Here is a 13,792-nt window from a genome sequence, read left to right on the forward strand (position 1 = left end):
ATATGAAAGTATCTTATATAAAAGCATTTGAAGACAATTACATTTGGACCTTAGAAAAAGACAATGACATAATCTTAGTTGATCCAGGCGATGCAAAGCCTGCCCTTGAATATTTAGACGGTAAAAATCTTGTGGCAATCTTACTTACCCACAAGCACCTAGACCATGTAGGTGGGGTAGAAGAGCTTAAGAAAAAATATCCAAAGGCTAGAGTCTTTGGACCTATAGAAACAGAAAATCTAAATGATAAGACCCTAAAAGAAGGAGATTCCTTTAATCTTCTATACTATGATTTCAAAGTAATAAAGACAGCTGGCCACACCTATGAGCACATTTCTTACTTGGTAGATGGAAGGCTATTTTGTGGAGATGCCCTATTTTCATCAGGTTGTGGAAGAGTCTTTACAGGAAGATTCGACTTATCTTTTAAGACAATCGATAAAATAAGGTCTCTTCCAGAAGAAACCCTAGTCTACCCAGCCCACGAATACACAATAAAACATCTTACATCATCCAAAAATATTATAAAAGAAGATTTCATGGATGAAGAAATAAAAAAGGCAAAAGAAAACCTAGCTTTAGGCAAGCCAACCATTCCAACAAGCATAAAAAGAGAATGGAAGATAAACCCACTATTTAAGGCAAAAGATCCTTACGAATTTAAAAACTTTACTAAACTTAAGAATATGGACTGAAGTAAATTATTGTAAATTAAAGTAAGAAGCTAAAATAGGCTTATATTTTTAAATATTTCAAAATTTAACCGTGTTCAATTCGACACCTTTAAAAATTATCTTAGACTATGCGATTAAATTAAAAAACTCCCAGCTTAGAAAATCTAAGTTAGGGAGTTTTCTTTAGGAAACAGTCATCATCATGAGAATTTATAAATCCTACTGCCTGGAGATAGGAATATATTGTTGTAGATCCTACAAATTTCATGCCGCGTTTTTTAAGGTCATTTGATAGCTTATCAGAGATTTCTGAAGTGGTCTTATCATTTTCATAGATTATCTCATCTCCTACAAAGCCTTTTAAGTAAGCATAAAAAGACCCGAATTCTTCCTCTATCTGCTTAAAAACCTTGGCATTACAAATGCTAGCTCTTATTTTTAGCTTGTTTCTAATTATATCAGGATTATTTAAAAGCTCATCTATCTTTGCTTCTCCATAGTTTGCTACTTTTTCTATATCAAATCCGTCATAAGCCTTGCGAAAAGCTTCTCTTTTATTAAGGATAATCTCCCAAGAAAGTCCTGCCTGAAAGGCTTCTAAAATAAGCATCTCAAATAGATAGGCTTCATCAAAATTAGGCTTTCCCCACTCTTTATCGTGGTAGATCACATAGGTGGGGTTATTAAGATTTACCCATGAGCATCTTTTCATAAGAATTTTCCTTTCTTTGGCATTTTAAACTTAGCCATAGCATGGCCTTCTAGCTTTAGTAGTTCGTACTTATTATCTATCCCTCCTGCATAACCTGTCAGGCTCATGTTGCTCCCAATTACCCTATGGCAAGGGATTATTATAGAAATAGGATTGGCTCCAACAGCCCCACCCACAGCCTGGCTAGACATGGTTTTTATTTTTCTTTTCTTGGCAATAAGGCTTGCTATTTCCTTGTAGGTCATGACCTTGCCATAGGGGATGGTAAGGAGGATTTCTATCACACTTTTCCTAAAATCGCTCATAGAAGGCAAGGCAAATTTAGGGATAAAACCTGGATTTATTCCTTTAAAATATAAATCTAGAAAGCTAATGGTCTCCTTAAAAATATCGGGCTTATTTTTTATAAAATCATCCTCGTCAAAAGGAAATGCCTTCTCAAAATAAAGACCAGTAAGAATGTTTCCCTCAGAAGTCATAATTATATTATCAAAATTTCTTGGAGTATAGTATTTATATAAGTAATTCATTTTCTTATCGTTCGCTTTCAAAATAATTATACCAGATTAGCGGTATGAATTTAAAATTATAAAGGAGGACCCATGGCCTTAGATGCTATAAATATTGCCCAGGAGGCAATTGACCTAATAAAAGAAAAAATAAATAACTTAAATAAGCTAAATATAATAGTGGCTGGAAAGACTGGAGTTGGTAAGTCTACCCTTATCAATGCTGTCTTTAAGGACAACTTAGCCGAGGAGGGACTGGGTAAGCCTGTAACAAGTCACATGAGAAAGATAAGCAAGGAGGGAGTCCCTCTAAATATCTACGATACCAAGGGCTTTGAGCTTGGCAAAGATGTTCAGGAAGAGGTCAAAGCTGAAATAATATCTACTATTAATAAGGGCCTTAGTAAAAATAACATAAATGAGGCAATCCACTGCATCTGGTATTGCATAAACACAAGCTCTAATAGGGTAGAGCCAGAAGAAATCGAGTGGATAAGAGATCTCACCCATGAGAATAGGACGACCCAAGTTCCAATCATAATTGTCCTAACCCAGTCAATTTCAAAGAAAAATGCCGAGAAACTCCGTTCTATAATTGAGGATGAAAACCTCGATATTATCCAAGTTGTGCCAGTCCTTGCCAAGGACTTTGAGATAGAAGATGTAGGAACAGTCAAATCTTTCGGCCTAGATAGGCTTATAAATATCATGGGACACGCTCTGCCAGAAGAGCTCCAAGACACCCTCCAACACGTACAGATAGCAAATCTTGAAGCAAAAAAGTCAAGAGCAGTTAAGGCTGTAGCTGCAGCGGCCCTAGCTGCCACAGGTCAAGGTGCAGCCCCAATTCCCTTTGCCGATGCTACTTTACTAATCCCAACCCAAATCGCAATGATAGCATCAATTACAGTCATATTTGGCTTCGATATCAATAAATCAGTTATCGCAGCCCTAGTATCATCCACCTTGGGATCAGGAGGTGCCACACTTTTGGGAAGAACAGTTGTAGCCAATATAATAAAACTAGTCCCAGGAGCAGGATCTATAGCAGGAGGTGCTATATCTGCAGGCACAGCAGGAGTAATCACAGCAGCTCTAGGCACAGCCTATATAGCAATCATGGAGCAAGTCTTTAAGGGAGAGATGAAATTAGAAGACATATCAACAAAAGAAGGCAAGGAAAATATCCAGCAAATCTTCAAAGAAAACCTAAAAAATGGCAAGGAAAATCTAATGAGAATCCTTGAAAAGGGTAAGAAGAAATAAATTCAAATAAGAACCATTAAATAAATAGTTAAAAACAATTTAATCTAACCACATCTAAGTCGCTCAAAAATTGGGCGATTTTTAAGTTCAAATATTGTTTATAAAGTTCATATTTCTGGGTATAAAATCAAATATAACAGACATATAAAAACAATATAGATAGTATGGAAAGGAAATGAAATGACAGAGAAAATCGCAATCCAAGAGACCTATGGCGAAAAATACCAACACTGCTGGGGATGCGGTGTTCAAAATAAAGAAGGCCTCCACCTCAAATCCTACCCAACTGATGATGGAAAAGAAGTAATATGCAAGGTAAAACCAGATAAGATGTACACAGGAGGAGTCCCATTTAACCTTTTCGGCGGTATGATAGCAATGCTATTTGACTGTCACGGCACAGCCAGCGCAGCCTACTTCAACCACCACGCACAGGGCCTAGAACTAACTAAAAACACAGTAATCCAAAGATACATCACAGCCAGACTAGAAGTAGACTTCAAAAAACCAACCCCAATGGATGAAGAAATCATAATCAGGTCAAGCCTAGCAGAACTAGGAGAAAGAAAAGCAATAATAGAAATGACCCTAGAAGCAAAAGGAGAAATAAGAGCCAAAGCCAAAATGGTAGCAGTAAAAATAAAAGACCAATAAAAAGACAAAGCCCTCTGAAATAAAAAATAAGGGGGCTTTTAAGTTTGATAAACAAACGAAAAAGGACAAAATCAAACGCAAGATTCTTGCGTTTGAAACGTAAAAAACACAAAATAAATTGAAGTTTTCGAAGAAAACCCACATTTCCCTTTCTTCGGCCTCAGTTGCAGCCCGTCGGCTATTTAAGACAAAGCCCGTTCGAAGCACCCTTCCTTCTCGAATGAAACGAAAAGAACCCATGGTTCTTTCTATAAAGGTTTTTGTAAATACATCGGCAATCGGTATATCTTACAATTCCCTTTCATCGAACGAAGACCAAACCCCTCGGCTCCAGGAGACAAGTCTATTAGAACTGTTAAGTCGTCATTATTCATTAAAATCAAAGAAAAACTATATACACTCTTCGTATAAGTAACATGCTGTTAAAAGTGTTTCTATTAATTTAAGCTTGTGTAATTGATCCCTCCGCTACGGTCGGGATAAGGGGAGTAAAAGATATTGGGACAAGGGAAGGAGAAAGTGGTAGAACAGAGAAAAGTAAAACTATGCCGTCACCATCCTCCCTTCTCGAACGAACGTGAGAGAACTCATCGATCCGCTCATATCGGGATATGTAATTACATCGGTATTAGGTGAATATCGTCATTACCTTATATAAACAAAAAGTTTTCGCAGAAAACCACCTTATCCTATCCCAAAACCACCTCATCTCATCAGGAACCAATAAACAATTTTAGCTTTCTTGACATTATTTTAAAATTACATAAACATCTCTTTTATTTTGTTTACAAAATCACAATTTTATATTATAATTTAATATATATCTATATGTCTTAACATGAATTTAATCAATTCACATAGTATTTTGTTAAGCTTTTTACTATCTTGCAAAATATTTATAATAAAAGATAATATAGATAGACTAAACACAGGAGAAATTAATGGAAAGCATAAAAAAACATCTTCCAAAAATTATAATAATAATTTCATTATTGATGAACATAGCCTTTGCTTATTTTATCAATAGATACAATATTCTACCAATGAAATACAGGCTACTAGTAATAGGAAGCTCTATTTTGCTTATGCTTATCTATATTCTTTTATATACCAAGGGTAAAATCAAAGGCGCTTTTAATGTGCTCTATTTGATAGCCCTTCTTTTTATTGTCGTAGGCCAGGGAGTCGCTATTTCCTATGCTAATACATCCATCAGGACAATCGATGAAATAAATAAAAATAAGAACATCACAAAAACACAAATGTCCTATATAGTAAGGAAAGATTCATCATATAAGAGCCTAGAGGATATCAAAGATGCTACAATAGCTACATCAGAGGCAGACAATGAAGAAACTATAGATAAGATAATAAGCGAATATAATGACAAATATCAGGGCAATTTATCCAAGGTCAAATACGTAGACTATATAACCCTAGCCAAAAGCTTATTAAGCGGCAAAGAGGAAGTAATCCTCCTGAATGAAGGCTTTAGACAAATCATAGAAGAAAATATCGAAGACTTCGCAGACCAGACCAGAATCCTAGACTCAGTCCTAGTAGAAGGCAAGAGCGAGGAAAAGGAAAAGGAAGAAGTCGCAAAAGATGATTCCTTTAATGTCTATATATCAGGTATAGACACCTACGGATCTTTATCCACAGTGTCTAGATCAGATGTCAACCTTATAATAAGTGTCAACCCAACAGCAGGCAAGGTTCTAATCACAACCATACCAAGGGATTCCTACGTCGATATCCCAGGCATAGGCAAGGACAAGCTAACCCACGCCGGCCTATATGGAGTAGACAAGTCAATAGCAACTCTAGAGAGCCTCTTTGGGGAGGATATAGACTACTATGCCAAGGTCAACTTCACCACCCTAAAAGACTTAATAGACCTCTTAGGTGGAATTGAAGTAGAAAACCCAAGAGCATTTTCAGCAAGTGGCTACAATTTTGTCCAAGGCAAAAACCACCTAGACGGTACAGCTGCCCTAGTATTTGCTAGAGATAGATACCACCAAGCAGCTGGAGACTTTGACAGAGGCAAGAACCACACCAGGATAATAGAGGGAATTATAAGAAAGATGCTCAGCCCACAAATGCTCCTAAACTTCGGAGATATAGCAGGTGTAGCACTCAAATCAGTAAACACAAATATGCCTTATGATAAAATGATAGAATTAGTCAATAGACAATTAGACGAGGGCACATCATGGAAGATAAGAAGCCAAGCTCTAGAAGGAAAAGGCACAATGGACCTACCATCAGCCCTAATGCCAGATTCTAGATTGTATATGATGGTACCAAATGAAGATTCTAAAAATAAAGTTAAGGAAAGTATAGAAGAAAATAACAAGTAGGGGAAGATATGGGAAAGATGACAGTAATCATAATGATATTGACTGTTATTACAAAAATATTTGGTTTTGTAAGAGAATCAGTAATGGCTGCTGTTATTGGTGCTGGAGAGATTAAATCAATATATGTCACAGCTACAACTATTCCAGATATAATGATGTACACAGTTGTGGCTGGAATAGTATCTGCCTACATACCAATCTATACTAAGGTAAAAAATGACAGGGGAGATGAAAAAGCAGATCTATTCACATCAAATTTAATCAATGTGCTGATGGCCTGTGGAATAATAGTCTTTGTATTAATCGTTTTATTTGCAGGATCGATAGCAAAAATATTCTCTCCAAAACTGTCTGGCTCTTCTTTAGAAATGGCTATATCTTGGACCAGGATAATGGCAGTTTCTATCTTTACATTTTTATACTCGTCTGTTATGAGAGGCTATTTAAATGCTAAAGGAAACTTTATAGACCCAGTCATATCAGGATTGATACTTAATGTAATAATTATTTCATCAACAATAATGACAGGCACCTTCAACAATCCTTATATGCTTATAATAGGGACTCTAATAGCCAATATCTTACAATTTATAAGATATCCTTTTGCAAGTAAGAATAAAGGCTTTAAATATAGTTTGAAAATAAATTTTGCTGATCCTGATATAAATAGGATGATTTTAATAATGATTCCTGTAATAATATCAAGCGCTGCAAATAAGATATCATTGCTTGTAGATAAATCGATGGCTTCAGCCTATGTTGGAATAGATGGAGTAGCAAAGGTATTTTATACTGAAAATATGCTCGACTTCATAGTAGAAGTAATAACACTAACCATAGCTACAATTACCTTTCCAGAAATAGCTAACTTTGCTCATTCCAAAAAGCTCGACAAAATGAAAGAAAAACTTTCTTCGTCAGCTATACTTACTATGGCTCTAGTTATACCAGCTACATTTGGACTTATGGCTCTAGCTAATCCAATTATAAAATTAGCTTATGAAAGACATGCTTTCACAGCTTTAGATACAAATATAGTATCATCGCTTATTGTATCTTATGGCCCATACATAATTTTCATATCCTTTATGAGAATATTGTCTAATGCCTTTTATGCGATAGGAGATTCCAGGTCTCCACTAATAATAATTCTAATCCAACAAGTAATAAACTTTGTACTAAATATAATATTAGTAAAACAATATGGTATAGATGGTCTAGCTTATGCTACAAGCATATCTACTGCAGTAGCTTCTATAATAATAAGCGTGGTTTATTATATCAAGTTTGATAAATTTGATTATAAAGAGAGCTTATCATCAATGCTGAAGATAGTCTTATCATCTTTTTTAATGGCTGCCATAGCTTATAGTTTACACTACAAATTGATGGCAGGATTAAATTTAGTAATATCACTAGCGATATCTATTATAATTCCAGGAATCATATATTTGATACTAATTTATTTTGCTAATATAAGAGAAATACAAAAATTCATTAATACAGCTAAAACTAAAGTTGGATTTGGAAGGAGAAACAATGAAGGATAAAAAGGGAATATTAATTAAGTTTTTAATATTATTATTTTTTGACATTATAATAATCAATCTTTCATACTTTTTTGCCTTGTATTTCAGGTTTGATTTGGATTTTTCAGCCATACCTATAGGGTACTTGTCGGCATTTACTAAATATGCTTTTATAAATACAGCTATTACAATTCTTATTTATTCATTATTTAGACTTTATAAGATGATTTTGCAATATGCTTCATATAATGAACTTATTCAGATTAGCTTGGCCTGTATTTTATCACTACTCACTCATATTATAGGTATCACATTATTATTCGAGAGAATGCCTGCCTCATATTTCATATTTGGATATCTTATGCAATATACTGGCACAGTAGCCCTAAGGTTTGCAAAAAAGCTCCTTATTCAAGCCAAGTATAATACTCTCAGGAGAGATCCTTCATATAAGAAGGCAATAATAATTGGAGCTGGATCTGCTGGTCAAACCATAAAGGAGGATATTAATAAATCTAATGTCCAAGAAAATACTAGGATAAAGGTAGTAGGATTTATAGACGATGACCCAAGCAAGAAGGGACGCTATATAGATAATACCATCATATATGGCGGTAGAGATAAGATAAAAGAATTGGTAGATAAGGAGTTAGTAGACCTAATCCTAGTAGCCTTACCATCAGCTGCAGAAAGAGATAAGAAAGAAATTCTTAGCATATGTAGCGATACAAATGCAGAGGTAAAGGTCTTGCCAGGACTTTATCAATTAGTGTCTGGTAAGATATCAGTATCAAAGATGAAGGATGTAGAGATAGAAGACCTTCTAGGTCGTGAACCAGTCAAAATATTTTCTAACGAAACTTATGAATACCTCAATGACCAGGTGGTCCTAGTAACAGGAGGCGGAGGCTCGATTGGTTCTGAACTATGTAGGCAGATTGCCCAATATGGTCCTAAGCTTCTCATAATATTTGATATCTACGAAAACAATGCCTACGATATAGAGCAAGAATTAAAAAGAACTCACAAAGACCTCAATTTACTAACCTTAATTGGGTCTGTAAGAGACTACAACAGGGTCAAACAAGTATTTGAAACATATAAGCCTAGCATAGTATTCCATGCTGCAGCTCACAAGCATGTACCATTAATGGAAGTAAGCCCAATGGAGGCTATCAAAAATAATGTCAGAGGCACTTATATAGTAGGACTCTTATCATTAGTCTATAATGCAAAGCGTTTTGTCCTAATATCTACAGACAAGGCTGTGAATCCTACATCTATAATGGGGGCTACAAAGAGAGTCTGTGAAAAGATAATACAAGGTCTAAATGACGTGAGAGAAAATCAAAACTACGGCATGCTAAGTAAGATAGTAGCAAGAGATGGTGATCACACCTTCACAGTAGACCCAGCTATAGAATTAACTGGTAAATCTCAAAGAACAGAGTTTGTAGCAGTACGTTTTGGAAATGTACTTGGGTCAAATGGTTCAGTAATACCCTTATTCAAAAGACAGATAGCAGAAGGGGGACCAGTCACAGTTACCCATCCTGATATTATAAGATATTTTATGACAATTAAGGAAGCTGTAAAACTAGTTCTTCAAGCAGGCTCCATAGCAGAGGGCGGTGAAATATTCGTCCTAGATATGGGAGATCCTGTAAAGATTGATGATTTAGCTAGACAGCTAATCAAGCTATCTGGCTATGAACCAGATATAAATATGAAGATAGTTTACACTGGTCTTAGACCTGGAGAAAAGCTCTACGAAGAAAAGCTAATGGATGAGGAAAACCTATCAGAAACAGTCCACGAAGGAATATCAGTAGGAAAGCCACTAGCCTTCTCAAGAGAAGAATTCTTCAAAGACCTAGAATCAGTAATCAATGAAGAACACTTAGACAATGATGATATAGTAGAGATAATAAATAAATTAATTACTACTTTTATAGGAAAACAAAGGAGTTAAAATGCAAATACCATTCTCACCACCAGATATATCTCAAGCAGAAATAGATGAAGTTGTCGATGCACTCAAATCTGGATGGATAACAACAGGACCAAAAACAAAAAAACTAGAAAAAGAATTAAATCAATTTACTGATACTAACATAGGTGTATGCCTAAATTCTCAGACAGCAGCAGCTGAAATGACCCTAAGAGTCCTAGGTATAGGACCTGGAGATGAAGTTATAACTAGTGCTTATACTTATACTGCATCAGCTTCAGTAATAGACCATGTAGGCGCTCAAATAGTAATGGTAGATACTCAAGAAAATAGTCTAGAGATGGATTATGATAAGCTAGAAGAAGCCATTACAGAAAAGACAAAGGTTATAATCCCTGTTGATCTAGCAGGAATACCTTGTGACTATGACAAAATTTTTGAAATAGTAGAAAGAAAGAAAAATCTATTTAAACCAAGTAATGAAATCCAAGAAAATTTTGGAAGGATAATTGTAGTTGCTGATACTGCCCACTCTCTAGGAGCAGAATATAAGGGTAAGAAGACAGGAACAGTAGCAGATTTCTCAAACTTCTCTTTCCATGCTGTTAAAAACTTTACAACAGCTGAAGGCGGATACTCTACATGGAAAGATAGGGATGGACTAGATAACGAAAAACTTTACAAACAATATCAGCTTCTATCCTTGCATGGTCAATCAAAAGATGCCCTAAGCAAAACTAAATTAGGCTCATGGGAATATGATGTAGTTGGACCATGGTATAAATGCAACATGACAGATGTACTAGCTGGAATTGGTCTAGCTCAAGTAAAAAGATACCCAGAGCTTCTAAAAAGACGTAAGGAAATCATACAAAAATATGATGCAGCATTTAAGCCTTTAGGTATAGAAGTCTTAGACCATTATAATGATATTCATTCATCATCAGGTCACCTTTATATAACAAGAGTACCTGGAATAAGCTTAGAAGATAGAAACTCAATAATAGAAGAAATGGCAAAAGCAGGCATAGCTTGTAACGTACATTACAAACCACTTCCTCTATTAACAGCTTATAAAAATTTAGGATTTGATATAAAAGATTATCCAAATGCCTATAAGCGATATGAAAATGAAATAACACTACCTCTTCATACTAAGCTTACAGATGAGGAAGTTGATTATGTCATAAATAACTACAAAATGATTTTAAATAAATACTTGTGATTATAACTAATAATGAGGAGCATGATTTATGTATTTGATTATAGGTGCGTCGAGTTTTATTGGCGTTTATACCGTAGAAGAATTTTTGAAACAAGGTTGTGATATTATAGTAACAGGAAGAAACAATAAGTTTAGGAAACATTACGATAAATTAGGTGTGAAATATATCAATTTAGATTTAACTAAGCCTGAAGACTTTAACTCACTTCCAACTCAGAATATAGATGGAGTAATATTATTGGGAGGATTGTTACCAGCAAATTCTAAAGCAGATTTAGAAAATGTAGAAAATGCTGCAGAATATTTTGAAGTAAATACTATTGGCACAATAAATCTTCTTGAATATTGCAGAAAGAATAAAATAAAAAGAGTTATATCTACTTGTTCATATGCAGATGTTAGAGGCGCATGGGGCAAAAAACTTATAACTGAGGATGAACCTCGAGATTATATATACGAAGGAGATCATGCTGTTTATGTTTTTTCTAAGAATGCTGCTAATGATGTTATGCAATATTATAATAATCAATATAGTATGAAAAATGCATGGTTTAGATTTCCACCAGTTTATGGTGTAGGACCTCACGACTCTATTTACGTTAATGGAAAAATAAAAAAATCAGGTCTAAAAATTTTTATTGATAATGCAAAAGAAGGGAAGGAGATATGCATTTTTGGTGATAGAAATTTAAGTAGAGATATAGCTTATGTTAAAGATGTAGCCCATGCTTTTTATTTGGCTATAAAAAGCGAAAAAACTCAAGGACTTTACAATATGTCATCTGGTAAAGGTGTAACATTACAAGAGCAAGCAGAAATTATAGCAGATATTTGGGCACCTAATCCAGAAAACAAATCTAAAATATCTTATAGACCAGATATACAAAATAATACCAGCTCATATTTATTTTCTATGAGAAAAGCTAAGGATGACTTTGGCTACATTCCTAAGTTTTCAGATTTTAGATTAATGATGCAAGATTATAAGAATGATTTAGATAACAGTAAGTATCAGGAGCTGTTTAATTATGTCAAGTAATATGGTGGCAACAGGGTCACTACCATTTAGGTTAACGAAAAGAATTTTTGATATAATATTTTCATTAATTTTATTGATACCAGTTATGCTAATTATTTTTATTTCCTTTATTTTTATCAAGATAGAAGATCGAGGACCAATATTTTATAAGGCAGAAAGAACTGGACTTTTTGGAAAACCATTTAAGATGTATAAGTTACGCTCAATGAAAGTAAATGCACCAGATATAAGGTTAGAAGATGGTTCAACATATAATGGAGATGATGACCCAAGAGTTACTAAATTTGGAAAATTCATTAGAAAAACAAGTATAGATGAACTTCCACAAATTATAAATGTTTTATTAGGTGACATGAGTTTTATAGGTCCAAGACCTGATACACCTATGTATTTGGACAAATATACGGAAGAAGAAAAAAAAATTCTCACTGTTAGACCTGGAATTACAGGGTATAACCAGGCCATTAATCGAAACTCTGTTTTGACAAAAGAGAAACTAAAAAATGATATTTATTATGTTGAACATTTATCCTTATTGTTTGATATTAAGATTATTTTTTTGACTATACTAACATTATTAAAAAGGAACAATGTCAACAGAAATTTAAATATAATTGAAGATTAAAATTAGTGAAAACATAATTTAAGATGGTATTAAATATGAAAAAATTAATGATTTTAGGTGCAAGTATTTTACAAATTCCTGCTATCTTGGAAGCAAAAAAAATGGGATTATATGTTATTGCAGTTGACATGAATCCTAATGCAGAAGGTTTTTCATATGCAGATAAGAAGATTGTAGTGAGCACTACTGACACAGAAAAAGTATTAGAAGAAGCTAGGAAAAATAAAATAGACGGGATTATTACGATTGCTAGTGATAGACCGATGACTACTGTAGCAAAAGTAGTTAAAGAACTTAACTTAATAGGAATAAATGAAAGCACAGCAATAAATGCAACTAATAAGTCTAAAATGAGAGATATTTTAAAAAAGAATAATGTTCCTATACCTATGTATTTTTCTGTATCTAATTATGATTGTTATATTAAAGCAATCAACAAAATTAGAGAAAATAATTATAGGTGTATAGTGAAGCCTGCTGATAATTCAGGAAGCAGAGGTATAAGACTAATCGATAATTATGATTCAGATAATTTAAGAAGAATATATGATTATTGTATGCAAAATTCAATTTCTGGTAATTTAGTTGTAGAAGAATACATGGAAGGACCAGAGGTCAGCGTTGAAACAATCTCTAAAAATGGGATTTGTAATGTTATACAGGTTACTGATAAATTAACTACTGGTGCTCCATATTTCGTGGAGATGGGTCATAGTCAGCCATCACAGTTAGGACATTTAATTGTTGAAAAAATAAAAAAAGTTGCTATTGAGGCTAACAGAGCAATTGGTATCATAGATGGACCTTCACATACTGAAATCAAAATAACAAAAGATGGCCCAAAGATAGTAGAAATTGGTGCTAGATTGGGTGGAGATAATATAACAACACATTTAGTGCCTTATTCTACAGGTGTAAATATGGTTGAAGCTTGTATTAGATTATCGATTGGTGAAGATATTAATTTAGAGAAGAACCTTAATTTAGCGGCTGCTATTAGATATATTGAATATGATAAAGGTAAAATTAAATTCATCCATGGATTAAATGAAGCAAAGAATATGTCTGGAATTAAAGATGTTACTTTAGTTAGTAACGTTAATGAAAATCTCAATGAAATAAAGTGTAGCGGAGATAGAGCAGGATTTGTAATATCGCAAGCTTCGAATCCCAAAGATGCTATATCTATTGCTGAAAGAGCAATAAGAACCATTAAATTTGAGTTTTTTTCCGAGGAGAGATGAA

The 13,792-nt window shown here is 34.0% G+C and carries 12 protein-coding genes; 10 read left to right on the forward strand and 2 right to left on the reverse strand.

The features are described from left to right. Positions 1-2 precede the first annotated feature (2 nt). Positions 3-695, forward strand: coding sequence for a hydroxyacylglutathione hydrolase (gene gloB, locus NH288_RS01990; RefSeq protein WP_265212678.1), 693 nt, complete (start codon positions 3-5; stop codon positions 693-695). A 148-nt stretch (positions 696-843) separates the two neighbouring features. On the opposite strand, the gene NH288_RS01995 is transcribed toward gloB, so the two are convergent. Both NH288_RS01995 and NH288_RS02000 read right to left on the reverse strand, forming a co-directional pair. Beyond that, positions 844-1,386, reverse strand: coding sequence for a DNA-3-methyladenine glycosylase I (locus NH288_RS01995; RefSeq protein WP_265212680.1), 543 nt, complete (start codon positions 1,384-1,386; stop codon positions 844-846). Next, the gene (locus NH288_RS02000; protein WP_265212682.1) at positions 1,383-1,916 is read right to left on the reverse strand and encodes a methylated-DNA--[protein]-cysteine S-methyltransferase; all 534 of its coding nucleotides are present in this window, start codon (positions 1,914-1,916) and stop codon (positions 1,383-1,385) included. The genes NH288_RS01995 and NH288_RS02000 overlap by 4 nt, the downstream gene beginning before the upstream one ends. Before the next feature lie 72 nt (positions 1,917-1,988). On the opposite strand from NH288_RS02000, the gene NH288_RS02005 reads away from it, so the two are divergent. The 9 genes from NH288_RS02005 to NH288_RS02045 all read left to right on the forward strand — a co-directional run bounded on the left by NH288_RS02005 (position 1,989) and on the right by NH288_RS02045 (position 13,791). Continuing rightward, positions 1,989-3,161 carry a YcjF family protein gene (locus NH288_RS02005; RefSeq protein WP_265212683.1) on the forward strand — a complete coding sequence of 391 codons (1,173 nt, stop codon included), beginning with the start codon at positions 1,989-1,991 and terminating at the stop codon, positions 3,159-3,161. 180 nt (positions 3,162-3,341) lie between these two features. Then, positions 3,342-3,815 (forward strand): hotdog domain-containing protein, encoded by a 474-nt coding sequence (locus tag NH288_RS02010; protein WP_265212685.1) that lies wholly within the window; start codon positions 3,342-3,344, stop codon positions 3,813-3,815. 941 nt (positions 3,816-4,756) lie between these two features. Beyond that, positions 4,757-6,178 (forward strand): LCP family protein, encoded by a 1,422-nt coding sequence (locus tag NH288_RS02015; protein WP_265212687.1) that lies wholly within the window; start codon positions 4,757-4,759, stop codon positions 6,176-6,178. A gap of 8 nt (positions 6,179-6,186) precedes the next feature. Beyond that, complete coding sequence (gene murJ / locus NH288_RS02020; protein WP_265212689.1) at positions 6,187-7,728, forward strand: murein biosynthesis integral membrane protein MurJ; 1,542 nt, start codon at positions 6,187-6,189, stop codon at positions 7,726-7,728. Continuing rightward, a complete protein-coding gene (locus tag NH288_RS02025; protein WP_265212691.1) occupies positions 7,718-9,679 on the forward strand; it encodes a polysaccharide biosynthesis protein in 1,962 nt (653 codons plus the stop codon). The genes murJ and NH288_RS02025 overlap by 11 nt, the downstream gene beginning before the upstream one ends. A gap of 1 nt (position 9,680) precedes the next feature. After that, on the forward strand, positions 9,681-10,883 hold the full coding sequence (locus tag NH288_RS02030; RefSeq protein ID WP_265212693.1) for a DegT/DnrJ/EryC1/StrS family aminotransferase: 1,203 nt from the start codon (positions 9,681-9,683) through the stop codon (positions 10,881-10,883). 28 nt (positions 10,884-10,911) lie between these two features. Beyond that, positions 10,912-11,922 (forward strand): NAD-dependent epimerase/dehydratase family protein, encoded by a 1,011-nt coding sequence (locus NH288_RS02035; RefSeq protein WP_265212695.1) that lies wholly within the window; start codon positions 10,912-10,914, stop codon positions 11,920-11,922. Further along, on the forward strand, positions 11,912-12,547 hold the full coding sequence (locus tag NH288_RS02040) for a sugar transferase (RefSeq protein WP_265212697.1): 636 nt from the start codon (positions 11,912-11,914) through the stop codon (positions 12,545-12,547). The genes NH288_RS02035 and NH288_RS02040 overlap by 11 nt, the downstream gene beginning before the upstream one ends. Positions 12,548-12,582: 35 nt before the next feature. Continuing rightward, positions 12,583-13,791 (forward strand): ATP-grasp domain-containing protein, encoded by a 1,209-nt coding sequence (locus NH288_RS02045; protein ID WP_265212699.1) that lies wholly within the window; start codon positions 12,583-12,585, stop codon positions 13,789-13,791. The last annotated feature ends 1 nt before the right edge of the window (position 13,792 follow it).

Source organism: Anaerococcus sp. NML200537, from assembly GCF_026131715.1.
GTDB lineage: Bacteria > Bacillota > Clostridia > Tissierellales > Peptoniphilaceae > Anaerococcus > Anaerococcus kampingae.